This is a genomic window from Paraburkholderia sp. MM5482-R2 (genome assembly GCF_050436125.1).
Classification (GTDB): Bacteria; Pseudomonadota; Gammaproteobacteria; order Burkholderiales; family Burkholderiaceae; genus Paraburkholderia; species Paraburkholderia tuberum.
This window is the reverse complement of sequence record NZ_JBNDLP010000003.1, coordinates 2,071,533-2,097,167: the sequence shown is the minus strand read 5'-3', so window position 1 is coordinate 2,097,167 and position 25,635 is coordinate 2,071,533. Positions and strand designations below refer to the sequence as shown.

The window sequence follows — 25,635 nt, the reverse complement described above, 5'->3', positions numbered from 1 at the left end:
GAGTATTGCGCCGCTTGCGACCTGTTCACAAACGAATTAAATTGAGCAATTCCATAAGCCCGGTTGATAAATCGTGAACCCTGAATTCGACGTCGATCTGTTGCGCAGCTTCGTCGCGGTCGTGGAGGCGGGCAGCTTCACGAAGGCGGCGGCGAGCGTGCATCGCTCGCAGGCGGCGGTCAGCATGCAGATCAAGCGGCTCGAAACGATGCTCGGCACGACGCTGTTCGCACGCAACACGCGCAACCTGTCGCTGACGCGGCCCGGCAGTACGCTGCTCGAATACGCGCGGCGCGCGCTTGCGTTGCAGGAGGAGGCGTGGTCGGCGATCGTGCGGCCCGAGGTGACCGGGCGGGTGGTGCTCGGCGCGCCGGACGACTATGTGTCGTCGCTGCTATCGCCGGTGTTGCGGCGTTTCGCGACGCTGTACCCGCGCGTCGAGATCGAGATCGTCTGCGCGCAGAGCACGGCACTCGCGCCGATGCTCGCGGACAACAAGATCGACCTCGCATTCGTCACGCGCGACCGTAGGATGCGCGGCGAATTCGTGCGCAGCGAACCGATGGTGTGGGTGGGGGCGTCGGTCGACACGCCGGTGCTGAAGGCCTCGCCGTTGCCGGTGGGGTTGTACGAGCCGGGCTGCGTCGCGCGCCAGCACACGCTGGCTGCGCTGGATGGCGCGCGCATCCGTTATCGCGCGGCGTTCAGCAGCGCGAGCCTGATGGGGCTCGTCGCGACCGTGGATGCCGGTTTGTCGGTGATTGCGCTGACGCGGTGCAGCGTGCCGCCGCGGCTCGCGATACTCGGCGACGCGCAGGGCCTGCCGAGAATCGCGCCGCTCGAAATCGTGGTCGCGCGCAGCGCGAAATCGGATCGGCCGACCTGCGATTATCTGGCGCAGCAGATGGTGCAGGATCTGTCGCTGCGGTAGCCGAGCGCGCCAGCCTTAGCCGTTCAGGCACGCGAATAGGCGGTCACTTCACCCTCGACCGCGAGCCGCACGCGCTCACCCGGACGCGGGCACAGATAACCGGGCACGCGCGCGCGCACCATCGCCCGCGTCGCGGACTGCAATTGCAGCGCGACGCTTGCGTCCTGCCCCTGGAAGATCACGTCAGTGACGAGCGCGTCGTGCGCGGCGCCTGTGCGCGCGGTTTCATCGGCGCGCAGCAGGCGGATCTGCTCGGGACGCACCATCACGTCGACCGCACCGTGGCCGACGGGCGCGACCAGTGCGAGTTCGCCGAGCTCGCAACTCGCGCGATCCCGTTGCGCGATGCCCGGCAACAACACCGCCTCGCCAATGAACGACGCAAGCTCGCGCGTCACCGGCCGGCGGTATAGCACTTCGGGCGTCGCGGTCTGGATCAGCCTCCCGTTCCACAGCACCGCGACCTCATGCCCGAGCGACAACGCCTCGGACTGATCGTGCGTGACCAGCACGGCAGTCGCGCCGGCCGCGGCCAGCGCACTTGCGACCGCCAGGCGCGTTTCGACGCGCAGCGCGGCGTCGAGCGAGGAGAACGGCTCGTCGAGCATGATCAGCGTCGGCGCGGGTGCGAGCGCACGGGCGAGCGCGACACGTTGCTGTTGACCGCCCGACAGTTGCTGCGGCGCGCGCTCGCCAAAATGCGCGGGCAGGCCGACCAGCTCCAGCAACTCAGCGACGCGATGGCGCGCGCGGCGCTGCGTGCGTGGCAGACCGAACACGATGTTGTCCGCGACCGACAGATGCGGAAACAGCGCGCCTTCCTGCGGCACGTAGCCGATGCGGCGTTGCTCCGACGGTACGTGCAGGTTGTCGCCGACGACGCGCCGGCCATCGATCTCGACGCTGCCGCCGTCCGCGCGCTCGAAGCCGCACAACAGCCGCAGCAGCGTGGTCTTGCCGCTGCCCGAGGGCCCAAGCAGCGCGAGCAGCGTGCCGCGCTCGACCGAGAGATCGAGGCCGTGCAGCACCGGGTGACCGTCGAACGATTTCTGCAGTCCGCGGATACGAAGTTCGCTCATGAAAATCCGAAGTAGTCGAACAAAAGCAGCGATGAAAAAGCCGGCGCGTGTCAGCCGCGCTCGCCGAGCAGCGCCGAGCGGCCGAGCAGCGCGAACAGCAGCCCCGACGCGCACAGCGAGATGCCGGTCAGCAGCGCCGCATACGGCGCGGCCGCGGCGAACGCCATCGTCGACGTGTCGGCCCACACCTGGGTCGCCAGCGTTTGCGTGTCGAGCGGCGACAGCAGCAGCGTCGCGTTCAGTTCGGTGACGACCGAGATGAACACCATCGCCGCGGCAGCGCCGAGCCCGGGGCCCGCGAGCGGCAGCACGACGCGCACGAGCGTCTGCGTCCAGTCAAGGCCGAGCGCGCGCGCGGTTTCCTCGAGGCGCGGCTGCGCCTGCATGAATGCCGCGCGCACGCTGACGAGCGCGACCGGCATGAACAGGATCGCGTAGGCGACGATCAGCAGCGTCGCACTTTGATAGAGCGGCTGCAGCGCATGCACGGCGAGCGAGACGATCGCGAGCGCAATCACGAGCCCCGGCACGCCCTGCGCGAGAAACACGGTGCGCTCGAACAGCGTCGCGAAACGCGTCGGATAACGCACCAGCAGAAACGCGAGCGGCACCACGAGCAACGTGGTCAGCGCGGCGGCCGCGAGGCCGAAACCCAGCGACGAACACGTCGCGTTCCACAGCAGTTCGGGCGATACGTCGGCGGGCGTCACGGCGGCCGCGCCCGGCTGCGTGAGCCAGAAGCCGATCATGCCGAGCGGTACGCCGAGCGTCGCAAGCGTCAGCAGCGCAAAGCCCGCGACGACGAGCCAGCGCCACCCGCCGAGCTCGTAGCGCAACACCGCGCGGCGCGTGCCGCGGTCGACGCGCTCGTAGCGCGCTGCACCGCGCACGCGAAACTCGAACGCAAGCACGACGAGGCAGATCACGATCAGCAGACACGCGAGCAGCGATGCACCGCCGCCGTCGAAGCTGGTGCGATATTCCGCGTAGATCTGCGTGGTGAACGTATGAAAGCGCAGCAGCGTGAACGCGCCGAATTCCGATAGCACGCCGAGCGCGACGAGCAGCATGCCGCCGAGCAGCGCCGGCCGCAGTTGCGGCAGCACGACGCGCGCGAAACTCGTCCAGCGGTTGCAGCCGAGTGCGCGCGCGCTTTCTTCGAGTGCCGGGTCCATGCCGCGCAGCGCGGCGGCGACCGGCAGATAGACGAGCGGAAAATACGCGCAGGTCAAGACCAGCAGCGCGCCGTTGAAGTCCTGCAAGTCCTCGCTCAACGACACCCACGCATAGCTCGAAATGAAGGCCGGCATCGCGAGCGGCGCGGCGCACAGCACGGCCCACGCGCGCCGTCCGGGAAGATGCGTGCGCTCGACGAACCACGCGGCGGCCGTGCCGATCACCGCGCAAACGAGGGTAGTCGTGACGGTGATCAACACCGTATTGACGAGCAGCTCGCCGACGAGGGGCCGCCAGATCAGATCGAGCGCGTCGCCGATCCCGAAGCTCGCCGCGCGCCAGAACGTAAACGCAATCGGCAGCAGCACCAGCAAAGCGCTGAGTGCTGCCGCCGCAAAAAGGCTGCGCGGCGCGCGCGTCCGGCCGCGCGCCGGGGCTGGGGGGACAGCCGGCGGACCGGCTGACAGTGCTTCGCTCATTTACAGCAGGCCTGCCTGACGTAGCAGCTTGCCGGCCTGGCTATCGTCGCCGAGCTGCTGGATCGTCAGCGTGGGCGGAGTCAGTTCGGCAAACGGCTTGAGGATCGGGTCCGGCGCGACACCCGCATGCAGCGGATATTCGAACATCACGTGGCTGTTGGCCATCAGCTGCTGTGCGCGTTCGCTGACCAGATAGGCGAGAAACTTCTGCGCGCCGTCCGCGTTGTGGGCGGACTTCAGCACGCCCGCGCCCGATACGTTGACGAGCGCGCCGGCGTCGCCGTGGCCGAAGTGATAGATCGCGCTGCGGGTTTTCGCATCGCCGATTTCCGCATGCAGACGCGACCAGTAGTAGTTGTTGATCAGACCGGCCGCGACCCCGCCGCGATTGACCGCGGCGACCACGCCTTCGTCATCGTCGAAGATCTGCGAGTTGGCTTTGAGACCCTTCAGCCACGCGAGCGTCTGCTCTTCACCCTTCAGGGCCAGCACCGCGCTCACGAGTGGCAGGAAGTCGGCGTCGCTCGGCGCGATGCCGACCTTGCCTTTCCATTCAGGCTTCGCAAGGTCGAGCACCGATTGCGGCAGTTGCGACGGCTGCAGCTTCGTCGTGTTGTAGGCGAGCACGCTCTCGCGCGCGGTCACGGCGACCCATACACCGCTCGGCGAATTGAAACGTGCCGGCACCGCGCGGAGCGTCGCTTCGTCGACCTTCGCGAGCAGCCCCTTTTCCTCGAGCAGCATCAGCTCCGGCGAGTTCTCCGTGAAGTACACGTCGGCGGGCGAGGCCGCGCCTTCCGCGACGATCTGCGCGGCGAGCGCCGGGCCTTCGCCGTTGCGCACTTTCACCGAGATGCCCGACTGCTTTTCGAAGTCCTTTGCGAGCAGATTGACGACCTGCTCGTGCTGCGCGTTGTACAGCGTGATCGACGCCGAGTGAGCCGCCGAGGGCATCGTCGCGAGCGCGGTGAGCGACAGCGCGGCCATGCTGCCGAGCGCGCGCAGACGGGTGGCAAACCAGGAATGAGCCATGTTGCAGAAGTCCGTTTTGATTGTGTTGAGTGAGCCAGGCGCTGCACGCCCGGCGTGCTTCATTTGCTGCATCACGTCTCGAACAGCCCCGCGCCGACATACGAACCCGGCTTCGCGCCCGGCGGCACGACGAAAATCGCGCTGCCGACGTGAGTCGTGAACTGGTTCATCATGTCGAACTTCGCGAGCCGGTCGTTGATCGGGATGAAGCCGGTGCGCGGGTCGCTCTGGTGCGCGATGAAAATCAGCCCCGCGTCGTACTCGGTTTCCTGGCGCCACGGCGGCCAGCGCTCGATATAGAAGTTCGTGCCTTCGTTGTACGAATACGAGCGGCGCAGAATCTGCGCGCCGTTGTTGCTCGCCGGATTCGACAGACGCACGTGCGAGTTCTCGGGGATCACCGGGTTACCGTCCTTGTCCTCGGCCTTCAGATCCACCGCGTCGAATTCATGCTTGCTGCCGATCGGCGCGCCGCTGTATTTGTGGCGGCCGAACACCTGTTCCTGGAAACCGAGCTCGGTGTTGTCCCAGTGTTCGAGCGTGATGCGGATGCGGCGCACGACCGTGTAGGTGCCGCCTTCCATCCACGGCGCGTCGTCGGTGGCGCGAGCCCACACGAACTGGTTCATCAGCTCAGGCTTCGCGGTCGCCGGATTGTTGGTGCCGTCCTTGAAGCCCATCAGGTTGCGCGGCGTCTGAGCGCGCGGACCGGACAGGAAACCGGCCTGGCCCCAGCGCATCGCCGCGACGCCGTAGGCACGGCGCGTCAGTTGGCGTACCGCGTGAAACGCAACCTGCGCGTCGTTCGCGCACGCCTGGATGAACAGGTCGCCGCCGGTCTTCTCCTTGATAAGCTGATCGCCGTTGAAGCGCGGCAAATCGACGAGCGCGGCGGGGCGGCGCGACGCAAGCCCGTAGCGGTCCTTGCCGTCCTTCGTGAAGAGGCCGGGGCCGAAGCCGAACGTGATCGTCAGACCGTTCGGGCCGAGGCCCAGCACGTCGCCGGAATCGGGGGCGGCCTGGTCGCCGCCGCCGTCGCCGGCGGGCAGAGCGAAGGCCGTGCCGCCTTGCGTCAGGCGCGCGGCTGCTTCGGTCCACGTGCGCAGCAGGGCGATCACTTCGTCGCGCTTGTCGGTGGTCAGATCGAGCGCGGCGACGTAGGTGTGGCTCTGCTGCGGCGTGACGATACCGCCTTGATGCGGACCGTAGAACGGCTCGGCCGCGAACTGCGGATCGGCGTTCTGGGCACTATGCGCGGGCGCCTTCGCGAGCGCGGGCGGCGAGGTCGCGAGGCCCGCGCCGAGACTCGCGCCGGCGGCGACCGCCGCGCCCCCCGCCTTCAGGAAGCCGCGTCGTGACGGCCGTGGGGGGTGATCGTTTGTCATGGTCAGTTCACCTTCCTGAAACCTGGGTGCCGCCTACTTCGCGAGCACCAGTGTGTTCACGTCGTCTTCGACGTAGTAGAAGCCGTCGCCTTCCGGCGTCATCGCGATACCGAACAGGTCGCCGTTGCCGGGGGGCGATTGCGCCTTGTCGGTATCGATCCAGCGTGCGTACAGCTGCTTGCCGGTCGCCGGATCGATCTCGACGACCTGGCCGTTCAACGCGTTGGTCACCAGCAGGTGGCCATTGGGCGCGGTGACCATCGCGAGCGGACGATGCAGCAGGCCGTCGGCGGTCAACTGGCGGCCGACGCCCGCGCTGCTGTCGCGCGTGAGCGGATCGTCGATCGCGGTGATGCGGTTGCCGATCGCGTCGGACACGTACAGCAGTTTCTGATCGGCCGACAGCGCGAGGCCGGTCGGCCCGACGAGGAACACGCCCTTGTCGGCCTGCGCGCCGAAGCCGCTGCCGATCACGGTTTCCTGCTTCACGACGGGCGGCTTGCCTGCCGGCACGTCGAGGTCGAGGCGCAGCACGGTGGCCTGCTTGAACACGGGCGGATTGCCTTGCGCGTCGCCGACGCCGAAGCCCGCGTTGCTGACGAACAGCGTTGCGCTCGTGCCGTTGTCGACGACCGCCATGTTGCCCCACGGATCGTTGATGTTCGGCGTCGAGATCGTCGACGCGATCTTGCCTTGCGGGTCGATCACGATCAGGCAGCCAGCGCCCTTGGTGCCGGTCGTGCCGTCGTTGCTCGGCGTGCTGCCGACGATCACCCAGCCCGACTTCAGCATCGTCATCGCGGTCGACAGGCCGATGCCGCCCGGGCATTCCTTCAGATCGCGCGGCACGGTCGCGAACACCGTCATCTGTCTGGTGTCCGGGTGATAGTTGATGATCGTGCTGCCGGTGCCCTGCAGGTTCGTCGAGTTGTTGAAGTTGCCGACCAGCACGTCGCCTTTCTTCACGGTGCCCGCGCTGACCGGCGCGACCACGAGCGCGTACGGATTCTGGTCGCCGTTATCCGGCACGGTGTTGATCAGCGTCGTGTGATGCTTGATCGTTTCAAGGAAGCCTTGCGGCTCGGCCTGCGCGCTGGCGGCCATCGTGAGAGCGGCGGCGCCGGCCATCGCGGCGAGCAGGGCTCGCGCGGCGCGCGCCGCAAGCTTGCGCGTGAGTTGATTCACGATTGGGCCTCCGTGCGGGTGCACAAAGCGGGAGTGGCGGCGACGATAGAAAGCATGGGAAGCGCTGGTCCGGTTGCGTGGGGTGGCATGTGCTTGCGAGGATGAAAGCGCGCGGCGGGCGGCGTCAGAAGTTGATATTGGTCCGCATGCCGACGACGAAGGTGTTGCGCAGCGGCTGCGTCGGGTCGTTCGGGTTCTGGCCCGCACCGGCGTTGAACGTGTATTGCGCGTCGGCCTGCAACTGCCACCACGGATTGACCTGGTACTGGTAGGTCGCCTCGAGCGTGGTTTCGCTGGTGCGCACGCCGTAGGGGCTGCCGTTGAATGCCAGGAAGTCCTTGTCGAGTCCGTTCACATGACTGCCGACCTTGATGTAGGTCAGCGCGAGACCGGCGCTGTCGTTGTCACGGCCCTTGAACGGCGCCTTCAGCACGACGCCGAGGTTGGCCGCGACTTGCACGAGGTTGCGGTCGCCCGGCGCGCCCATCACGCGTGCGAACACGCCGAGACTGCGTGGTTCGTCGGAGTCGGGGCGCCACACCATCTGATCGGCGACCGCATAGAAGCTGTAGTTGCCGCTGCGATTCACCGGAATGCCGGTCGACGCCGGATTCGCGAGCGACAGCCCCATGTTGTCGTAGCGCTGATCGGCGAACTTGTTGGTGTTGTACCAGACGCCGAGCTTGTAGGTGCCCGGCAGACCGCCGCCGCCCGTGCCGACCATTTCTCCTTCGGCCGGCTGGTTGATCGCGTACTGCAACTCGCCGATCCACAACGCGCCGTTATGCAGGTTGAAGTTCGTGCCGCTCATGTTGTCCGGGTCGTTGCCGAGCGGGTCGCCCGAATACGCGCCGGCAAGCGCGGTCAACGAAGGGGTGATCTGGCCGCGCACGCGCACGCCGAGACCCGCGAGCGGATAGGCGGGACCGCCCGACGGCATGTCGTACGAGGGCAGCGCGGGCCAGCCGAACATCGTGTTGAGGAACAGGGCCGCATACGTGCTCGTGATGAATTCCTGGTCGAGACTCTGCTGACCGATCTTCACGTCCACGCGTTTGTTCAGGAACGACTGCTGATACCAGAGCTCCCACAGACGCGTCGCGTCGTCGGCCTCGATGCCGCTCGCGGTATTCAACGTGCCGAGCTTGTTCGCGCTCAGGTTCGCGCCGTGAATTTGCAGTGCGCTGACGTTGAAGAGGCCGCCCGGCAGGCCGAACGCCTTTTGCGTATCCATCTGCAAGGTCGCGGTGGTCAGGCCGTCGTAGTCGACGCCGCGCGCGAGACCGCCGCGCAGATTGGCCAGCACTTCGCTGGTTTCGGTCAGCGTGAAGGTCATGCCGTACTTGCCGAGCCACGGACGCAGGCCGCCCATGTCGCCGAGCAATTGCTGGCGGTTCCAGAGGCCCGTCCACTGGTTGGTTTGCGTCGCCTGAATGTTCAGGTCGGCCTCGGGCGCTTCCGGGTTCGCATCGGGATTGGCTTCGGCCAGCGCCGCGTGGCCGGTCAACGAGGCACACGCGAAGGCCGTGCACAGTGCGACGCGCCGCATCGAAGGCAAACGCGTACGATGAGTTGCGCCGGGACCTGCGCAAGCGTCGCAAACCGGACGCGCATTGGCACGCGATCCATTGAGTTGGGCGAACTTCATCGAAATCCTTATGAGTGTTGTTTCGATCGATGTGATCAATCTGCGACTGCCTGGCGCGACATCGCGTGTTGTCCGAGGCTGCCAAAGCGGCTGATGGCGTGATCGTACGCAGGCGTATTGCGGCAGTCAACACAAATGAGAACGATTCGCAACAATATTACTAGCATGTAATTCCCGGATTTACGGACTGCGTCTAAACTTTATGAGGACGTAAACAGATATTCATTGGCGCGTAATGAAAATGTATTGATGTAGTCAGGCCGAACGTGCGAAACGGCGAGGTGTCGAAGCGCACGAGTCACCCCGAAAGTCAAAGTAAGGAGGTAGAGATGGGCAAGCGCATTCTTCTGGTTTCGTTGCTGGTGAGTGGTGGTCTGTTGCTGGGCGGCGCAGCGCACGCGCAGTTGAATCTGAAGCAGTTCGGCATCGGCGGGGGTGGCGATAGCGCGGCGGGTGCCGGGGCGTCGTCGGGCGGCGTGTCGCAGTTGCTGCAGAGTTACGTGGGCGCGAACCAGCAGGTGCTGAGCGGACAGTCGAGCCTCGCGTCGGCGATGGGCATGACGAGTGCCGCCGGCCAGGCGCAGCAGGCGGCGGGGCTGCTCAGCGGCGGCACGCCGTCGGTCAGTCAGTTGACGCAGGTCGGCAGCACCCAGCAGTCGCTGTCGCAGAAGCTGACCGATGCGTTCGCGAATCATGCAAGTGGCGGCGCGTCTGCGACGCCGGTCAACAAGGAAGCGTTCACGCAAGGTCTGTCGTCGCTCGGCAAGGGTGTGAGCCAGTATTCGAGCTTGCAGTCGGGGCTCGGCAGCCTCGGTCAGATGAGTCCGTCGTCGCTGCTGCAATCGGGCCTCAATCCGCAGACTGCGCAAAGCGCTTCGTATATCGCGCAATCGGCGCCGGGGCAGTTGCAGTCGCTGATGTCGACGCTGGGCTCGGCCGTGCAGTTCGCATCGAGCCACGGCATCACGGTGCCGTCGATCGCGACGTCGGCGTTGAAGGGGTTGTAGGCGCGTTTTCGCTTCGTCCCGCGCGCGGTCGAGTCAGCGCCGAAAGCCGCTATGATCGCGTCGAACCCGCAGTCCAACCGGAATTCCGCCGATGTCCCACACCATCAATCTGGAAAACTACTTCGCCCGGATCGGCTATCAGGGCCCGCGCGCCGCCACGCTCGACGTGCTGCGAGCGATTCACCGGCTCCATCCCGCCGCGATCCCGTTCGAGAACCTGAACCCGTTGACGCGCCGGCCCGTCAGGCTCGAGCTCGAAGCCGTCGAACGCAAGCTCGTGACCGAAAAGCGCGGTGGCTACTGCTTCGAGCAGAACATTCTGTTCGCGAACGTGCTGATGCAACTCGGCTTCAGGGTCACACCGATGCTTGCGCGCGTCGTGTGGGGCCGCGAGCCCGGCACGATTGCGCCGCGCACGCATATGGTGCTGCGCGTCGATATCGACGGCGACGCATGGATCGCCGACGTCGGCTTCGGCGCCGTGACGCTGACCGCGCCGCTGCGGCTGACCGCCGGCCTCGCGCAGCCGATTCCGCTCGGCACGTTCCGTCTCGCCGACGCGGGGCGCGACACCGTCTATCTCGAGGTGCTGGCGCCGGACGAGAGCTGGACCCGCGTTTATCACGTCGATCTGCGCGCAGTCGAGTGGATCGACTACGAAACCTCGAACTGGTACACCTCGACGTCACCGGATTCGAAGTTCGTTCATAACCTGCTGGCGTGCCGCGTGTTGCCCGAACTGCGACTGGCGCTATTCAACGATCAGTTCAACGAGCGCGACGCACGAGGGCAGATCGTCAACGAACGGCGCCTCGCGAGCGCCGCCGAACTCGCCGACTGTCTGCGTGAGCGTTTCGGCTTGAATCTGGAGGACATCGATATCGCCGACGTGTTCGAGCGCGTGCGCACGCGCGATGAGGCCGCATGAGCCGACCGCTCGAGGGAGCCGCGATGGTCGCACGTCTGATCCTGCAATCGCTGGCGTGGCTGGTTTTCATGGGCGTGCTGCTGTTCGGCGCGGCCGGCACGCTCGCGTGGCCGGCAGCATGGTGGTATCTGTTCGAGCTGGCGGTATTGAGCCTGTGGCTCGGCTTGTGGCTCGCGCGTCATGATCCCGCGCTGCTCGCGGAGCGGCTCGCGCCGTTCGTGCAGGCGCAGCAGAGCCACTGGGATCGTGTGTTCATGGCCGCGATCGGGGCCGCGTGGTGCGGCTGGCTGATCCTGATGGGTTTCGACGCGATGCGGTTTCGCTGGTCCGCGCCGCTGCCGTCGTGGCTCATGGGCCTCGGCGCGTTGTGCGTGTTCCTGTGCATCTTCACGTGCCGGTTCGTGTTTCGCGCGAACAGCTATGCCGCACCGGTGGTCAAGATTCAGTCGAGCCGCGGGCACAAGGTCGCCGACACCGGGCCCTACGCGTACGTCCGTCATCCGATGTACGCGGCCGCGCTGGTGTTCTTCGTCGGCACGCCGCTGATGCTCGGCTCGTGGTGGGGGCTCGTGGCGCTGCCCGTGATGGGGTACGGGATGGGCTGGCGCGCGGTGCGCGAGGAGCGGCTGCTCGCCGGGCAGCTCGACGGCTACACCCAATACATGGCTCGTGTGCGTTACCGTTTCGTGCCGTATATCTGGTAGCGCGTTCCAGCCGTCTCCCCACCGTCGAACCGGGTAAGATTGGGCCCGGCCGTCGGAGAACCGGCCACGGTGTACCTCATGTACCACCGGCGAACCACCGATGAGGTTTGGAGTGAAAACAACGACACAGGCGCGTATAGCGCCCGCCGCACAGGCCGGGCAGAAACAGCATTCCGCCGAACGCGATCGCGATCGCGATACGCCGGTCAAGGCGATGCCCGCCTACGAGCAGATCAAACGCTACGTGCTTCAGCGCATCAGCGAAGGCGCATGGAAGCCGGGCGGGCTGATCCCTTCCGAAACGGAACTGGTCAAGGAGTTCGGCGTCGCGCGCATGACGGTGTCGCGCGCGCTGCGCGAGCTGACCGCCGAGCGCGTGCTCACGCGCGTGCAAGGCTCGGGCACCTTCGTCGCGCCGCAGCGGTATGAATCGACGGTGCTGGAGATCCGCAATATCGCCGATGAAATCGCCGCGCGCGGTCATCGTCATTCGGCGCGCGTGCTGACGCTCGAACCGAGCGACGACGCCGACGCGCTCGAAGCGCTCGGTCTCGCGAGCGGTCCCGCGTTTCACTCGTGCATCGTGCACAGCGAGGAGGGCGAGCCGATCCAGTACGAGGACCGCTTCGTCAATCCGAAGGTGTTCCCTGAATATCTGCAGCAGGACTTCTCGGTCGAAACGCCGAATCACTACATGGTGCGGCTCGCGCCCGTGCAGCGCGCCGAGTTTCGCATCTACGCGCAAAAGCCCGACGCCCATGTGCGGCGTCATCTGATGATGGATATCGGCGAGCCGTGTCTGCTGCTGTGGCGGCGCACGTGGGTCGGCGAGAACGTCGCGACGTCGGTGCGGCTATGGCATCCGGCGTCGCGTTTTCATCTGGCGGGGACCGTCTAGGGCCTGAAGCGCGCGTTATCCCTGGCGCTGCGAGGTATTCGGCGAAAAGCGGCAGCCGAGCCGATAGCGCGAACCCGGATGCACGAAACGCGCGAACGTCACGGCGACGCCGCCCGTCCACGTGCGGCGCGTCAGCGTCAGGCACGGTTCTTCGGCGTGAATTTCGAGCAGCTCTGCTTCGGCAGGCGTCGGCAGCGCCGCGTCGACCACGTGTTCGAGATCGTGCATCGGCACGACCGTCAGCAGATACTCGGACGGCTTCAGCGCCGAGAAATCGTGCTGCAGAAAATCCGGCGCGACGGCCGGATTCACATAGCGATCTTCGAGCTGCACCGGCAGACCGTTCTCGCGATGCACGCAGATCACATGAAACACCGAAGCGCCCGGCGCCAGCCCCAAGGCGTTCGACACCGTGACCGACGCGGTCTCGCGCTGCAACAGCACCATATCGCAGCGATAAGCGTGGCCGCGCGAGCGGATCTCGTCGCCGATATGGGCGATCATCAATAGCGTGGACTGCGGCTTGTTCGGCGCGACGAAAGTGCCGACGCCCGATAGGCGCGTGACGAGCCCCGCGTCGGCGAGTTCGCGCAGCGCGCGGTTGACCGTCATGCGCGAGACGCCGAGCGTCGCGACGAGGTCGAGCTCCGAAGGCAGACGGTCGCCCGCCTGGCGTTCGCCCGAGCCGATGATCTGGCGAACGTGCTGTTTGACCTGCTCGTAGCGCGCGGCCGGCGCTTCGTCGCTGCCGCGCGCGATTTTGGCCGCGGCGCTGGCCGCGCTGGCGGACGATTTGCCATGAGGCTTGTTGCGAACGGTGGCGCTCATAGGGGCGGGGTGTCGTCGGGGCCGCGCGTCCAGAACGCATTGCGGTCGAAGTAGTTTTGCAGAAACTGCCGCAGACGCGGCTGCGCGGCATCGTGAAACACGTCGCGCGGTTTGCCCTGCACGGCGATGCGGCCTTGATCGATGAACACGACCTTGTCGGCGACCTGCGCGGCAAAACCCATTTCGTGCGTGACCACGGCCATCGTCATGCCGTCGCGCGCGAGCTGCTTCATCACCTGCAGCACCTCGCCGACCAGCTCCGGATCGAGCGCCGAGGTCGGCTCGTCGAACAGCATGATGTGCGGCTCCATCGCGAGTGCGCGCGCAATCGCGACGCGTTGCTGTTGACCGCCCGACAGTTTCGCCGGATACGCGTCGCCCTTGTGCGAGAGGCCGACCGTCTCCAGCATCGCGCTCGCGCGGCGGCGCGCTTCGTCGTGCGACAGGCGCCGCACGCGCAGCAGCGCTTCCATCACGTTGCCGAGCGCGGTCATGTGCGGCCACAGGTTGAACTGCTGGAACACCATGCCGACGTTGCGGCGCACGCGGTTGATCTCGCCCTGCGAGGCGCGCACGCGTTTGCCGTTGCGCTCGGTATAGCCGAGCAGTTCGCCTTCGATGCGCACGTCGCCGTGATCGTAGGTTTCGAGCGCGGCGAGGCAGCGCAGCAGCGTGCTCTTGCCCGAGCCCGACGGCCCGATGATGCAGACCACTTCCGAGCGCGCGATCTCGAGATCGACGCCGCGCAGGACCTCGACATCGCCGAAGCGTTTGCGCAGATCGCGCACCTCGATCAGCGGCGCGACATTCGATGCGTTCGCCGTTGCGCTGGCGGACGGCGCGGAAGATTGCGCGGGGGAGGACATGTCGGCGATGGCGTTCATAGGTGTTCCGGAATCATGCCATGAAGCGTGCGAGGCGGGCTTCGGCCCACATGCCCGCGCGCGAGGTCAGCTCGACTAGAGCGAGATAGCACACGCACAGCACCAGCAGGGTTTCGACGAAAGCGAAGGTGGCCGAGCCGATGCCGGTCAGCACGAACGTCAGTTCGGGCACCGTGACGATCGACAGCACTGCCGTTTCCTTGCTCAACACGATGATCAGATTGGTCAGCGCGGGCACGATCAGCACCAGCATCTGCGGCGCCTGGATGCGCAGGATCGCCTGCCAGCGCGTGAGTCCGAGACACGCCGCCGCTTCGAGATGGCCTTTGGGCACCGACTGGAAGCCGGAGCGGAACGCCTCGGCGAAATACGCGCTGCCGTAGAGACCGAGGCCGACGATGCCGGCCGTCATCGGTTCGAGCGTGATGCCGATGGACGGGCCAGCGTAGTACAGCAGAAACAGCTGCACGAGAAACGGCGTGCCGCGCAGCAACTCGATGTAGACACGCAACGTGGCGCGCAGCCAGCGTCCGCAGAACAGTTGCAGCACCGCGATCAGGAAGCCGATCACGAGACCGATCGCGACGCCCGCGGCCCAGCTGGCGAGCGTCGTCGCGAGGCCGGCGGCGATCGGCTGCAGGTTGTGCGTGATGACGGTCGGGTCGAACGTTTGCATGGCGAGGTTCGCTTAAACGTGAGTCGATTCAGGCGTGCTGCAAACGGTGTTCGGCCGCATGCGCGACCAGCGCGAGCGAACCGCAGATCACGAAGTAGATGAGCCCGGCCGCGACATACGCTTCGAGCGGCCGGTAAGTGCTCGCGGCGATGTTCTGCGCGGTGCGCGTCAACTCGGCGACGCCGACCACCGAGATCAGCGAAGAAGCCTTGATCAGCAGCACCATTTCGTTGACGAGCGACGGCAGCGTCAAACGGAATGCTTGCGGCACCAGAATGCGCCGCAGCGTATCGAGCGGGGAAAGCCCGAGCATGCGCGCGGCTTCGAGATGTCCGGGCGGAATGCTCAGAAAACCGCCGCGCAGAATCTCCGCGATATACGAGGCCGAGCACAGCGACACCGTGCTGATCGCGGCGACGATCGGCGACACGTTGATGCCGGCGAACGGCAGCAGGTAGTACACGAGCAGCAGCTGCACGAGCATCGGCACGCCGCGAAAGAAGAACACGTAGGCGCCGCCCGCGAGGCGCGCGGCGCGATGCTGCGACAGCCGCGCGGTGCACACGCCGATGCCGACGAAGAATCCGATCACGAGCCCCGTCAGCGAAATGCCGACGGTGGCGAGCGCCGCATGCAGCAGCAGCGGCAGGCCCTGAACGAAGACGGTCGTGTTGAACATGAGTCGCGGCCGGTGGAACGGGAAGGGCGATGCGCGCCGCGCTACGGCGAAACGATTGCGCGACGCGGGACGCCCACGTTGAAGACGCTCAGTAGTTCGGCGTGGGCATCGTGGACGGCATCTCCATCGCGACACCGAACCACTTTTTCTGCAACGCGGCGAGGCGGCCATCCTTCTGCATCTTCACGAGCGCTGCGTTGAACGCATCGGCGAGCGGTTTGCTGTCGGCGTCCTTACGCAATGCATACGCGAAGTACACCTTCGCGCCGAACGGCGGCTGCACGACCGCGAACATCTCGGGGCGCTGCTTCGCGACATATGCGATGTTGGTCATCGAGTTCGCTGCCGCGGCGATGCGGCCCGCCGCGAGGTCCGCGTAAGCCTGATTGTTGTCGACGTACTCGCGGATTTCAGGCTGCTTCGGCAGCGTGGCCGCGTAGCTCTTCAGCTGGTCCAGCTGCGCGGTGCCTTTGCCCGCGCCGACCGTCTTGCCCGCGATATCCGACGATTGCTTGATCGACGCATCGTTCGCGCGCTTGAGCAGCGCGTCGGTCGCATCGGCGACGGGCAGCGTGTACGTGTAGCGTTCCATGCGCGCCTTCGTGACCGTCAGCGGGCCACCGACCATATCGAATTTGCCCGCTTCGAGACCGGGCAGCACGCTCGGCCACGGCAGATCGATGAAGCGCACCTTCACGCCGATTTCCTTGCCGATCTCCGCGAATAGATCCTTGTTGAAGCCGGCTTGCTGACCGTTCTCGAGAAAGTCGAATGGCGCGAACTGCATTTCGGTGCCGACCACCAGTTCGCCGGCTTTCTTCACTTTGGCGAGCTGGTCTTCGGCGTGCGCGGCGACGCTTGCCGCGCACAGCGCCAGCATGACCAGACGACATTTCCAGCCTGCAAGGATACGCATGGGGTTCTCCGGGGGCGAATTGGTGTTGGGTCGCCGGCGTGTCGAAGTGTTCGTTCCAGATCCGCCGCGCCGGCGGCGCGATGCGGGCCTCGCTCGGCAGTATATACCGCGTTTCCGGCGAAAAATAAATGCTCGCTTGAGTAGAGAAAAGCCCTGATATCGACGCGTGCGAAGCAACTTGCGGCGCTGCTTTTGGCGGTATATACCACTGCAATACCGATCCTCGAAGGAGCCGCGCGATGGCCGTGACCCGCATTCCGATCATCGATGTCGCCGGCGTGCGCGCGGGCGATCAGCAGGCGCTCCGACGCGTCGCGAAGGAAATTCATGAAGCCTGTACGACGATCGGTTTTTTCTACATCGTCAATCACGGCGTGCCGCAAGCGAAGATCGATGCCGCCGCGCAGGCCGCGCGCACTTTCTTCGCGTTTCCGGTCGACACGAAACGACGCGCGGCGGTCAATCATCGGCATCGCGGCTTCAATGCGCTTGGCGACGCGACGATGTATCAGGCGAAGCGGCCCGATTACAAGGAGTTCTTCAGCATCGGCCTCGAACTGCCGGAAGACGATCCCGACGTGCTGGCGGGCCAGGCACTACGCGGGCCGAACAATTGGCCGGACTTCATGCCCGGGTTGCGGCCGGTGCTGTATGACTATTACGAAGCGGTCGGCGCGTGCGGGGCCGATCTGCTGCGCGCGGTCGCGGTGAGTCTCGGCATCGAAGAAAATTTCTTCGCGCCGCGCTACACGAAGCGCATGCAGCGCACGCAAATGGTCTACTACCCGCCGCAGCCGCCGCAGTCGGGCAAAGATCAGTTCGGCGTCGCGCCGCACACCGACTACGGCTGCATCACATTGCTGTGGCAGGATCAGGTCGGCGGCCTGCAGGTGCGCGAAATCGCCAACGATACGTGGGTCGAGGCGCCGCCCGTCGAAGGCAGCTTCGTCGTGAACGTCGGCGATCTGCTCGCGCGCTGGACCAACGACCGCTTCCGCTCGACGCTGCATCGCGTGATCAATGCATCGGGGCGCGAGCGCTATTCGATCGCGACGTTCTACGATCCGACCTACGGCGCGCTCGTTGATCCGCGCGAGCTCGGCGCGAGCGACGCGCAAAGCAAATATCAGCCGGTCGCCGCGGGCGACTATATCCTCGGCCGCATCAACGATTCGATGGGCTACCGCAAGAAACTCGCTGCTACCGCACAGTAAGGACCACCTGCATGACAGAACCGAGCATCACCGACGACAAGACGACCCAGACCGCAACCGCACCGCTCGCGACGACGCTCGAGGCCTTGCGCGCCGTGCTCGGCGTCGACGCGGTGCGCGTCGGCGAACAGATCGGCGAACGCGCGCTGACGGACTGGACGCGCCACGAGCCGACGCGTCCGGCGGCGCTGCTGATGCCGCGCACGACCGACGAAGTATCGCGTGCGCTCGCGATCTGCCACGCCGCGCATCAGCCGGTGGTACCGCAAGGCGGTATGACCGGACTCGCGGGCGGCGCGATCGCGCGCGCCAACGATATTGCGTTGTCGCTGGAACGTCTGGCCGGCGTCGAAGAACTCGACACCGCGTCGGCCACGCTGACCGTACGTGCCGGCACCACGTTACAGGCCGCGCAGGAAGCCGCCGAAGCAGCGGGCTTCGAACTCGCGCTCGACCTCGGCGCGCGCGGCTCATGCCAGATCGGCGGCAATCTCGCGACCAACGCGGGCGGCAATCGCGTGATCCAGTCCGGCACCGCGCGCGACCAGGTGCTCGGGCTCGAAGTGGTACTCGCCAATGGCGACGTGCTCAGTTCGCTCGGCAAGATGGTCAAGAACAACACCGGCTATGACCTGAAGCACTGGTTCATCGGTTCGGAGGGTACGCTCGGCGTGATCACGCGCGCGGTGCTGCGGCTGCATCCGCGACGTGCGGCGCGCCATACGGCGCTCGTCGCGCTCGACGATTACGATGCCGCGGTGAGCCTGTTGCGCCGTCTCGCGACGCGCTTCGGCAACGACATCGGCGCGTTCGAGATCATGTGGCCGGACTTCTACGATTTCGGCGTGAAGCTGACCGGCGCGCGCTCGCCGTTCGACGCCGCGCATCCGCTCTATGCGCTGATCGAACACGCGGGCTTCGATGCCGACGACGCTGGCGAACGTTTCGCCCAGGCGCTGACCGATGCGCTGCAAGCGGGCGCGCTGCGCGACGCGGTGATCGCGCAATCGGTCGCCAATGCGCGCGCGCTATGGGCGATCCGCGAGTGCACCGCGGAGTTTCCGCTCAAGCTCGATCCGATCAACTTCGACGTGAGTCTGCCGATCGGCGAGATCGGCACGTTCGTCGACCGTTGCCGCGCGGCGCTCGATCAGCGCTGGCCCGGCAACGAAGCGTATTTCTTCGGGCATATCGGCGATTCGAATCTGCATTTGACCGTGGATGGTCATTCGATTCCGGGCGTCGAACATCACGCGGTCTATGCGTTCGTCTACGAGATGCTGAGGCCGTTGCGCGGGTCGGTGTCGGCGGAACATGGCATCGGTGCGCTGAAGCGCGAGTTCCTGCCGATTTCGCGCTCACCGGCCGAGCTTGCGGCGATGGTCGCGATCAAGCGTGCGCTCGATCCGAACGGCATTTTGAATCCGGGCAAGCTGTTCTGAGTTTCGATGAGAAGCAAATCAACGACTTCTGCCTCGCGTGCAAGTCCGCCATATTTTCACGATCAGCACATAAAGAACGATCGCCACAATCAGATCTATGGCCGTCATTGCGCCGATGTAAAGCAGTTCATAATCGGCCACTTCGAGCTTATCGGAGATTTCGATCAATATTTGCTGCTGCTCCAGCGTCATGGGTGATGGGTACGTGTGGACATACCGCACCGATAACAAAAACAAAGCCAAAAAAAGAAACAGCTTGCAAAGTCTACGGGCAAGTGTCGCCAATTGTCGTTACCTCGATCCATCCGTAAGCGTGTAGCCCTGAACTTTGCGCCTCGGCTTTACGAGAGGGTCGATACTAACGTATTAATCGCGCCTCGTGATTTTGAGATAATGGTCGAACGAATCCACGCAATATTGCGACACGCCGGCTTCTATCAAAATCTCTTGTTTTATGCCTGGCTTTATTGTCCGAATGCGTGGCGCATCGGCAATGCAGCCGTGTCAATGCGCATTCAGATAGCCGACGATCAACGGATAAACATCGACCGCCGCGTTCTTGCCGAAGATGCAGTCGATATGCCCATACCCCGGGATCAGATGCCGCTCGTACGGTTGCTCGGGGAAGCGCTCGCGCAGCAGGTCGTAAGTGCGCGCGGTGCTGACCGGCAGATAGGTTTCGTTCTTCTCGCCGTGAATGAAGCCGATCGGCAAACGCATGCCCTCGAGTCCTTTCATGCCGTCCGCGCCGGTCAGATACACGTCGTCGCCGCGCACATCGACGACCTGGCCCGCGCGCACCATCGTGGCCAGATGCTGGAACACGGCCATGTCGTGAATGCCGAACAGTTCCTGCAGGTTCGCATGCAGCGCCTCGTTCAGCTTGTCGTGCTCGTAGAGCAGGCCATACAGGAACGTCGCGCGATGACAGATCGGATTGCCGCAGCCCTCGCCGTGATCGAGCGGATAGAGACGCAGCGCTTCGTCGAACAGGTTCGCGGGCCACGAATCTTCCTGCGTATAGGCGGTGAGGTCGCGTATGCGCAGATGCTGCATCAGGTCGGGAATATGCAAGCCGGCCTTGATCCGTTGCAACGTGCCCGGCACCGGATGCGCGGACACCTGCGAAATCACCGCCGAGCGCACGCCGTCGAGTCCATGGAGAAGCGACATGCTGAGCGCGAGGCCGCCCAGGCAGTGGCCGAGTACCTGAATGTTCGGCGCGCCGGTCACTTCGCGAATCTTCGCGACGGCGGCGGGAATGTCCTCGCGCGCGACTTTGTCGACGTTGGTCGGCACGAGCACGCTCGGCAGTTCGATGCTGACGCGCAGATCGACGAGCCACACGTCGTAGCCCGACGCGTACAGATATTCGACGAGGTTGGTCGGTATCAGATCGGTCGAGAAGATGCGGCTCGATACGCCCGAGCCGTGGATCAGCAGGATCGGCTTCGCGGCTTTGCCCGCGGCCGGATCGCAGTAGCGCGTGAGCTTGAGCCGCGTGCGGTCGGGTGTGTCGAAATACGTGACCTGCGGCGCCGGCGCGCGCAGCGTGCGTTTCGCGCGCGGCGGTATGTACGGATCGTAGAACTGCAGCGGCGCGGCCACGCCGCCGTATTCGATGAACAGCACGCCCGCGAAGAACTTGCCGAACTTCAGCGTCCATTCGAGGCGCGTCTTCAGGTCGGGCGCGTGTGTGACTTCGAGCGTGCGCTGCTGCTTCAGGAAGTTTTCGGGCGTGATGATCAGCGTCGCGGTGCCGACGACGGGCGCATCGTCCTGCGCCGCGGCGCGAATCTCCGCATACAGCGTGTTGGTCTGCTCCCACAGGTTGATCGGCGACGTGCGCGTGATGATCTTCTTGCCGGTCAGATACCAGGTGTTGCCTTCGACCGCGTCGAGCGTCATCCGGTAGTTCATGTTGCGTTCGTCGAGATCGGATTCGTCGACGACGAACAGGTTGAAGGTGCCGTCGCTGATCGTCAGCGGTTGGGCGGACAGGGCGGGGCAGGTCAGTGTGCCGGCGGTGCGCGCGAGGTGATTCGGGTTGCTCAGCATGTCGGCGAGATCGTCGGACTCGACCGTCAGCGTGAATTCGATCGGGCTCTTCGCGGCTTCGCCCGCCACGCTGGGCGTGTAGGTGCCGACCATCGTCTCGGTGAAGCGCAGGCCGATCTTCTGTGCGGGCGGCGCGGCGGCGGTGCCCTTCGACATGTAGTCGATCGACCAGTCGTGCGCTTTGGCCAGCAGCGCGCAATTGCGCTCTGCGAGCGCGGAGATGGTCAGGAGCGGATTGACGCCGAGCGACATCGGCATCACCGCGCCGTCCATCACGTAGAGGCCGTCGTGCACCGCGATGCCGACCGTGCCGCTGAACACGCGGCCCAGATGATCGACCACCCCATGCGCGGCGTCCTCGCCCATGCCGCAGCCGCCGAGCGGATGCACGGTGACGGTGTGCCGGCCGGCGATCTTCGTCGAAATCGGGTTGCGCAGATATTTGCCGCCGAGCGGTTTGGTCGCCTCGATCAGCACGTTCTCGATGCTCTGGAAGATCGGCTGGCGTCCCGCGTTTTTCCATTCAATGCGCGCACGGCCTTTGTCGCCGACCGTGATGCGGCCGCTTTCGTCGTCGTGCGCCATCACGAGGTAGCTTTGCGTGTGATTCAGCGCACCGTGGTACGGGCCGCGGATCAGGCTTTCGAGCGCACGCGCGTCATAACTCATGCGCTCGAGCAGCGACGGGGCCCCAGCCGCATCCACGCCTTCGAGCGGCGCGAGCGCGCCGAGCATGCCGACGAGCGCCTCGCCGACCGCACCGGCCAGCGAGCCTTCCTCGATCACATAGCCGTCCTTGACGTTTTTCTCGTCGGCGCGATTGTCGATCAGGCCGGTGATGGTCGGCCCGACCGGCGGAATCTGCCCCGGCTTGTGTTCGCCCCAGCCGACGCCGTTGATCGTGTCCCCGGTGTTGTACGCGAAGGCGAGCACGTCGCCGTTGCCGGTGAAATGCTGGCCGAGCATCTCCGACGTGCTCAAGCCCGCGTCGCGCGAGCGCAGCAGCAGCGCGGTCGAGCCGATCGTGCCCGCCGCGACGATGATGATATCGGCCAGCACGAACAGATCGGGCGCGTCGTAGCTTTCGCGGCCGAGCTTCACGAGCTGGAAGTTGACCTTCCATTGCTGCGTGTCGGGATCGCGCAGCACCGAATGCACGGCCGTGCCGGTGAAAATCTGCGCGCCGTGGGCGAGCGCGTCGGGCAGATAGTTCATGTGGGTCGAATTCTTCGCGTCGTAGTTGCAACCGGAGTTGCAATCGCCGCAACCGACGCAGCGCTGCTGCTCGACGCCCGCCGCGTTCGGGCCGTCCTTGAACGTGACCGTGATCGGCGGACGGCTGAAGCGGTCGGCCATGCCGAGCGCCTGCGCCGATTTTTCGAGCGCCTGCAGCTTCGGCAGCGGCGGGAAGTCGTCGGGCACGGGCGACGGTGACAGCATTTTCCAGGCGAGCGCATAGCCGTCGTCGCGTCCGGCTTGGTCGGCGCGCAGCGCGGCCGGCCAGCGCGGGTCGTCCCACAGGCGCGGATCGGCTTCCAGCGCTACGTTCGCATTGATCAGCGACGTCCCGCCGAGCCCACAGCCCACCACCGCGTTGACGTCTTCATTTAAGTGCACTTCGAGCAGCGCGAGCGGCGAACCGATCTGCGCCTCGGCCGTGTTGTACTGGATCTGCTCGGCGCCCTGCACGGGCGTGCGCGGATACTCGCCGGCCATGAATTCGCGGCCGCGCTCGAGCACGCACACGCGACGGCCCGCGCGCGCCATGCGGCTCGCGGCGATCGCGCCGCCGTAGCCCGAGCCGATCACGACCACCTCGTAATGCCGTTGCAGCGCCGTCGGCGCGCTCGATAAGCGGTTCATCAGGACCACCTCGTCTGTAATCGGATGCGGGGAACGGAAGCTCGACTTCGGAACAAAGACGGCGTGCTGCGGGAGCTTTTTTATCGTAGGCGGAATATCGGCGCAAAAAAAGCGCGCCGTGGAGGGCGCGCCGAAGTCGTAGCGTGCGAGGTTCAGGGCGGCACGCCCGGCCGGCCGTTGCCGGGTGTACCCGGCCGTACGGGCATGCGCACTTATCGCGCTTCTTATGTGGCCTGTTGGTTATCCGAACTATTACGCGGCCACTTCATTGAATTCGCTATCGCTCGATTCCGCCGCGAGCAGATTCAGCGCAACCAGAATCGCCGCGCGATTGTCGACGTCGATCTCGATGCCGAGCGCGTCGGTGAGCCAGCGGCCGAGCTTGGTGTTGGAAAATTCCTCGGCGCCGGCCGTCTTTTTCATGGTGACGCCGAGTTTGACGGCGCGATAGTGATAAGAGGGCACCCGATGCCGAGCCGCGACCGCCGAAAGCCCGCCTTTGCCTTCGGAGCACCAGCCGAGGCTGCCGGCCAGCACGATCCGCTCGGGTTCGTCGAGCCCTTCGATGAACTCGCGCGCCGCGCGCCGCACGCGCTGTTCGTCGAGGCCGTATTGCAGCAGCACGCTTTCCACCGGGTCTTCGAGCGCGTGCGCGTGCAGATCGATTTCCTGCGCGACGCCCTCGGTCTCCATCGACACATTGCGCTGATGGCACGCGCTGCGCAGGCAGTCGATCAGATAGCGGCGGAAATACGCGCATACCGCGTAGCTGTTGGACGGTGCGCTGTCGGCGCGCGCGTTAGTTTCGGTGTGGCCGGGCGCGAGGCGCAACACCTTCGCGTAGATGAACTGAGCGACCAGTTCTTCCTTGTCCTCGCCGAGCGCCTGCAATTCGAGCGGGTGGTAGGTCCGCAACGCGCGCTTGACCAGGTCGACCATCGACACCATTTCGTCCGCTGAGAGCCGGGTGCGCCTGCGCCACAGATCGGGGAGGATCGCGTCGTCGAGTTGGCGGGCGAACTCGTAGCTCGGGACTGCGCCCATGGAAAACCTCCGTCGGTTGGCAGGGAGCGCGGCGAGCCGCGGCGCGTGGGCCGCGAGTCGAGGGAAGGTGGCTGAAATGCCGCGCTGAAACGTGAATGCAGTATGGTTCGCGGCAAGGCCTTCGCCTATATGGATTAAGTGTTAGCCGATGGGTAAACCGCCGGGTAAACCAGCCTGATTTTTAAGCGCGCGCAGAAAACCCTTGGACATCAGGCGCTTACGGCGATAGCTAGTCAAGCGAAGAGCCTGAATTTCTCAGTAAATAGCGCTGGAACTGCTGCGCGCCATCGAGCCGCATCTCGACGCGGTTGTGTGTTACGCGAGCACGATGAACGAATACGAGCCAAACCGGATCGTGTATAGAATCCGGGGATTGCTTGCCATGCAACCGGAAACCTGTTCTCACGGCGAGGATTGGGATGACTGCCCTGACTGCCGTCACTGACAACTTAATTGTGATTTTTTGTTAAGTCGAACCGGTCTTGTAGACAAGTAACTTGTTGTAGGGTATTCGCATGAATGTTCGTTGTACGACTCAAATAACAAAAGGAAAGGCTGGCGAGCATGGCTAGACAGGGATGTGAAAACCCGAGATGTCCGATCTGTTACCCCAACTGGAAGGAGGAAGAGGCCGCCGCAAAAAAGCGAGCGGAAGATGACAAGCAGGACTGTATCGACTGCTGGCGCTTCTATCAGAAGCAGGCCGAAGCCATCGTCGCCGTAGACGATCCGATTGCACGCAACCGCCGTATCAACGCCGCCTATGCACAGTTGTGGCTTGATGATCATCGCTTCCAGTGGGCCGGGCTTGCTGCGTTCGCGTCGAAGCAGGTAGGTTGCGGGTTGTTGAACGCTGCCGAGTTGATTCACAAGTCCAATCAGCAGCGCAACGCCTATCAACAATGGGAACGGCAAAGCTCGCCTCTGGAAAGGCTGTCGCCATATGGATCGCCCCGCATGCCTGTGCCGGATCAGGCAACCGGCGAAGGCGCGACCAAGGTGTATCAGATGCTCGCCAAGGGCAATACGGCCTTGTTCCTCGACATCTGGCCGCTGCACATGTTCTATAAACGATTTGGGCTCCAGCGGTTCAAGCGGTGTCTCAAGGAGCGCGCGGCGCTGCGTGGCTCGGTCGTATGGCCGATTGCGGATAAAGTGCCTTTCGGCGAGCCGCAACTTGAAACCGTTCAGGGCTTTGAGGCAATTGATGCCGGTAACATCACGAAAGGTGTTGAACGGCTGGCATGGCATGAACAGGTCAATATCTTGCAGCCGGCTATGTACAACGATCCGATGTTTGCGATGCTGATGCGGGCTAATCAGTTCGCATGGGCGTTAAACATTCCGACTAGCTCGGCACGCGAGATTCAGTTGACGCTTGCGAACCAGTGCACTGTAACGGGAGCGAACGCCCAAATTGAAATTTTCAGTAAGCAGCCGCTCGCCAACCTTGCCGATCCTGGTCAGCGGATGGCGTTCGTAATGCGCGCAGCCCAGCGGTTTGACGACCTATTGCGCAACCCGACAGAGAAGCACATGGTCGAGAATTCCATCTTTCTAGTTGCGCATCCGAGATAGC

The 25,635-nt window shown here is 64.9% G+C and carries 22 protein-coding genes; 8 read left to right on the top strand and 14 right to left on the bottom strand.

Annotation, left to right across the window (positions count from 1 at the left end):
• Positions 1-73: 73 nt before the first annotated feature.
• Complete coding sequence (locus OKW37_RS31685) at positions 74-931, top strand: LysR family transcriptional regulator (RefSeq protein ID WP_090806141.1); 858 nt, start codon at positions 74-76, stop codon at positions 929-931.
• Positions 932-954: 23 nt separating this feature from the next.
• Here the strand turns inward: OKW37_RS31685 and OKW37_RS31680 are convergent, their stop codons facing one another.
• From OKW37_RS31680 to OKW37_RS31655, 6 genes are all read right to left on the bottom strand, one after another.
• Positions 955-2,010 (bottom strand): ABC transporter ATP-binding protein, encoded by a 1,056-nt coding sequence (locus OKW37_RS31680; RefSeq protein ID WP_429403270.1) that lies wholly within the window; start codon positions 2,008-2,010, stop codon positions 955-957.
• Between the two features lie 50 nt (positions 2,011-2,060).
• A complete protein-coding gene (locus tag OKW37_RS31675; RefSeq protein ID WP_184068374.1) occupies positions 2,061-3,665 on the bottom strand; it encodes an ABC transporter permease in 1,605 nt (534 codons plus the stop codon).
• The gene (locus OKW37_RS31670; RefSeq protein ID WP_429403269.1) at positions 3,666-4,697 is read right to left on the bottom strand and encodes an iron ABC transporter substrate-binding protein; all 1,032 of its coding nucleotides are present in this window, start codon (positions 4,695-4,697) and stop codon (positions 3,666-3,668) included.
• Positions 4,698-4,768: 71 nt separating this feature from the next.
• Complete coding sequence (gene efeB, locus OKW37_RS31665) at positions 4,769-6,082, bottom strand: iron uptake transporter deferrochelatase/peroxidase subunit (protein ID WP_429403268.1); 1,314 nt, start codon at positions 6,080-6,082, stop codon at positions 4,769-4,771.
• A gap of 33 nt (positions 6,083-6,115) precedes the next feature.
• Positions 6,116-7,210 carry a hypothetical protein gene (locus tag OKW37_RS31660; protein ID WP_429404334.1) on the bottom strand — a complete coding sequence of 365 codons (1,095 nt, stop codon included), beginning with the start codon at positions 7,208-7,210 and terminating at the stop codon, positions 6,116-6,118.
• A 181-nt stretch (positions 7,211-7,391) separates the two neighbouring features.
• Positions 7,392-8,915 carry a carbohydrate porin gene (locus tag OKW37_RS31655; RefSeq protein ID WP_429403267.1) on the bottom strand — a complete coding sequence of 508 codons (1,524 nt, stop codon included), beginning with the start codon at positions 8,913-8,915 and terminating at the stop codon, positions 7,392-7,394.
• 329 nt (positions 8,916-9,244) lie between these two features.
• Here OKW37_RS31655 and OKW37_RS31650 point away from each other — a divergent pair, with 329 nt between their 5' ends.
• The 4 genes from OKW37_RS31650 to hutC (OKW37_RS31635) all read left to right on the top strand — a co-directional run bounded on the left by OKW37_RS31650 (position 9,245) and on the right by hutC (OKW37_RS31635) (position 12,452).
• Positions 9,245-9,922 carry a hypothetical protein gene (locus OKW37_RS31650; protein WP_429403266.1) on the top strand — a complete coding sequence of 226 codons (678 nt, stop codon included), beginning with the start codon at positions 9,245-9,247 and terminating at the stop codon, positions 9,920-9,922.
• A gap of 91 nt (positions 9,923-10,013) precedes the next feature.
• Complete coding sequence (locus OKW37_RS31645) at positions 10,014-10,850, top strand: arylamine N-acetyltransferase family protein (protein ID WP_429403265.1); 837 nt, start codon at positions 10,014-10,016, stop codon at positions 10,848-10,850.
• 23 nt (positions 10,851-10,873) lie between these two features.
• Positions 10,874-11,554: a methyltransferase family protein gene (locus OKW37_RS31640; protein WP_429404332.1), complete on the top strand. Its 681-nt coding sequence runs from the start codon at positions 10,874-10,876 to the stop codon at positions 11,552-11,554.
• A 112-nt stretch (positions 11,555-11,666) separates the two neighbouring features.
• Complete coding sequence (gene hutC, locus OKW37_RS31635) at positions 11,667-12,452, top strand: histidine utilization repressor (RefSeq protein ID WP_429403264.1); 786 nt, start codon at positions 11,667-11,669, stop codon at positions 12,450-12,452.
• 15 nt (positions 12,453-12,467) lie between these two features.
• Here hutC (OKW37_RS31635) and hutC (OKW37_RS31630) read toward each other — a convergent pair whose 3' ends face one another.
• The 5 genes from hutC (OKW37_RS31630) to OKW37_RS31610 form a co-directional block, all read right to left on the bottom strand.
• Complete coding sequence (gene hutC, locus OKW37_RS31630) at positions 12,468-13,280, bottom strand: histidine utilization repressor (RefSeq protein ID WP_429403263.1); 813 nt, start codon at positions 13,278-13,280, stop codon at positions 12,468-12,470.
• Positions 13,277-14,164, bottom strand: a complete 888-nt coding sequence (locus tag OKW37_RS31625) for an amino acid ABC transporter ATP-binding protein (protein ID WP_429403262.1) — start codon at positions 14,162-14,164, stop codon at positions 13,277-13,279. Before OKW37_RS31625 ends, hutC (OKW37_RS31630) begins: the two co-directional genes overlap by 4 nt.
• Positions 14,165-14,177: 13 nt before the next feature.
• Positions 14,178-14,840, bottom strand: coding sequence for an amino acid ABC transporter permease (locus OKW37_RS31620; RefSeq protein WP_429403261.1), 663 nt, complete (start codon positions 14,838-14,840; stop codon positions 14,178-14,180).
• 28 nt (positions 14,841-14,868) lie between these two features.
• Entirely contained in the window at positions 14,869-15,519 is a 651-nt protein-coding gene (locus OKW37_RS31615) for an amino acid ABC transporter permease (protein WP_018420800.1), read from the bottom strand.
• Positions 15,520-15,607: 88 nt separating this feature from the next.
• Entirely contained in the window at positions 15,608-16,435 is an 828-nt protein-coding gene (locus tag OKW37_RS31610; protein WP_187618363.1) for a transporter substrate-binding domain-containing protein, read from the bottom strand.
• A 239-nt stretch (positions 16,436-16,674) separates the two neighbouring features.
• Between OKW37_RS31610 and OKW37_RS31605 the strand changes: the two genes are divergently transcribed.
• Together OKW37_RS31605 and OKW37_RS31600 are read left to right on the top strand one after the other, a co-directional pair.
• Positions 16,675-17,649, top strand: a complete 975-nt coding sequence (locus OKW37_RS31605; protein WP_429403260.1) for an isopenicillin N synthase family dioxygenase — start codon at positions 16,675-16,677, stop codon at positions 17,647-17,649.
• Between the two features lie 11 nt (positions 17,650-17,660).
• Complete coding sequence (locus OKW37_RS31600) at positions 17,661-19,091, top strand: FAD-binding oxidoreductase (protein WP_429403259.1); 1,431 nt, start codon at positions 17,661-17,663, stop codon at positions 19,089-19,091.
• Positions 19,092-19,109: 18 nt separating this feature from the next.
• Here OKW37_RS31600 and OKW37_RS31595 read toward each other — a convergent pair whose 3' ends face one another.
• The 3 genes from OKW37_RS31595 to OKW37_RS31585 all read right to left on the bottom strand — a co-directional run bounded on the left by OKW37_RS31595 (position 19,110) and on the right by OKW37_RS31585 (position 24,056).
• Positions 19,110-19,283: a hypothetical protein gene (locus OKW37_RS31595; protein WP_260321456.1), complete on the bottom strand. Its 174-nt coding sequence runs from the start codon at positions 19,281-19,283 to the stop codon at positions 19,110-19,112.
• 312 nt (positions 19,284-19,595) lie between these two features.
• Positions 19,596-23,012, bottom strand: coding sequence for an alpha/beta fold hydrolase (locus OKW37_RS31590; RefSeq protein WP_429403258.1), 3,417 nt, complete (start codon positions 23,010-23,012; stop codon positions 19,596-19,598).
• Positions 23,013-23,264: 252 nt separating this feature from the next.
• The gene (locus tag OKW37_RS31585) at positions 23,265-24,056 is read right to left on the bottom strand and encodes a hypothetical protein (protein ID WP_429403257.1); all 792 of its coding nucleotides are present in this window, start codon (positions 24,054-24,056) and stop codon (positions 23,265-23,267) included.
• A 564-nt stretch (positions 24,057-24,620) separates the two neighbouring features.
• Here OKW37_RS31585 and OKW37_RS31580 point away from each other — a divergent pair.
• Positions 24,621-25,634, top strand: coding sequence for a DUF2515 family protein (locus OKW37_RS31580; RefSeq protein ID WP_429403256.1), 1,014 nt, complete (start codon positions 24,621-24,623; stop codon positions 25,632-25,634).
• Position 25,635 lies beyond the last annotated feature (1 nt).

What these genes read in the sequence shown, in the direction of transcription:
- OKW37_RS31680 (WP_429403270.1), bottom strand. Translation starts at nt 2,010, where the DNA reads ATGAGCGAACTTCGTATCCGCGGACTGCAGAAATCGTTCGACGGTCAC.
- OKW37_RS31675 (WP_184068374.1), bottom strand. Translation starts at nt 3,665, where the DNA reads ATGAGCGAAGCACTGTCAGCCGGTCCGCCGGCTGTCCCCCCAGCCCCG.
- OKW37_RS31670 (WP_429403269.1), bottom strand. Translation starts at nt 4,697, where the DNA reads ATGGCTCATTCCTGGTTTGCCACCCGTCTGCGCGCGCTCGGCAGCATG.
- efeB (WP_429403268.1), bottom strand. Translation starts at nt 6,082, where the DNA reads ATGACAAACGATCACCCCCCACGGCCGTCACGACGCGGCTTCCTGAAG.
- OKW37_RS31660 (WP_429404334.1), bottom strand. Translation starts at nt 7,210, where the DNA reads ATGGCCGGCGCCGCCGCTCTCACGATGGCCGCCAGCGCGCAGGCCGAG.
- OKW37_RS31655 (WP_429403267.1), bottom strand. Translation starts at nt 8,915, where the DNA reads ATGAAGTTCGCCCAACTCAATGGATCGCGTGCCAATGCGCGTCCGGTT.
- OKW37_RS31650 (WP_429403266.1), top strand. Translation starts at nt 9,245, where the DNA reads ATGGGCAAGCGCATTCTTCTGGTTTCGTTGCTGGTGAGTGGTGGTCTG.
- OKW37_RS31645 (WP_429403265.1), top strand. Translation starts at nt 10,014, where the DNA reads ATGTCCCACACCATCAATCTGGAAAACTACTTCGCCCGGATCGGCTAT.
- OKW37_RS31640 (WP_429404332.1), top strand. Translation starts at nt 10,874, where the DNA reads ATGGTCGCACGTCTGATCCTGCAATCGCTGGCGTGGCTGGTTTTCATG.
- hutC (WP_429403263.1), bottom strand. Translation starts at nt 13,280, where the DNA reads ATGAGCGCCACCGTTCGCAACAAGCCTCATGGCAAATCGTCCGCCAGC.
- OKW37_RS31625 (WP_429403262.1), bottom strand. Translation starts at nt 14,164, where the DNA reads ATGAACGCCATCGCCGACATGTCCTCCCCCGCGCAATCTTCCGCGCCG.
- OKW37_RS31620 (WP_429403261.1), bottom strand. Translation starts at nt 14,840, where the DNA reads ATGCAAACGTTCGACCCGACCGTCATCACGCACAACCTGCAGCCGATC.
- OKW37_RS31615 (WP_018420800.1), bottom strand. Translation starts at nt 15,519, where the DNA reads ATGTTCAACACGACCGTCTTCGTTCAGGGCCTGCCGCTGCTGCTGCAT.
- OKW37_RS31610 (WP_187618363.1), bottom strand. Translation starts at nt 16,435, where the DNA reads ATGCGTATCCTTGCAGGCTGGAAATGTCGTCTGGTCATGCTGGCGCTG.
- OKW37_RS31605 (WP_429403260.1), top strand. Translation starts at nt 16,675, where the DNA reads ATGGCCGTGACCCGCATTCCGATCATCGATGTCGCCGGCGTGCGCGCG.
- OKW37_RS31600 (WP_429403259.1), top strand. Translation starts at nt 17,661, where the DNA reads ATGACAGAACCGAGCATCACCGACGACAAGACGACCCAGACCGCAACC.
- OKW37_RS31595 (WP_260321456.1), bottom strand. Translation starts at nt 19,283, where the DNA reads ATGACGCTGGAGCAGCAGCAAATATTGATCGAAATCTCCGATAAGCTC.
- OKW37_RS31590 (WP_429403258.1), bottom strand. Translation starts at nt 23,012, where the DNA reads ATGAACCGCTTATCGAGCGCGCCGACGGCGCTGCAACGGCATTACGAG.
- OKW37_RS31585 (WP_429403257.1), bottom strand. Translation starts at nt 24,056, where the DNA reads ATGGGCGCAGTCCCGAGCTACGAGTTCGCCCGCCAACTCGACGACGCG.
- OKW37_RS31580 (WP_429403256.1), top strand. Translation starts at nt 24,621, where the DNA reads ATGGCTAGACAGGGATGTGAAAACCCGAGATGTCCGATCTGTTACCCC.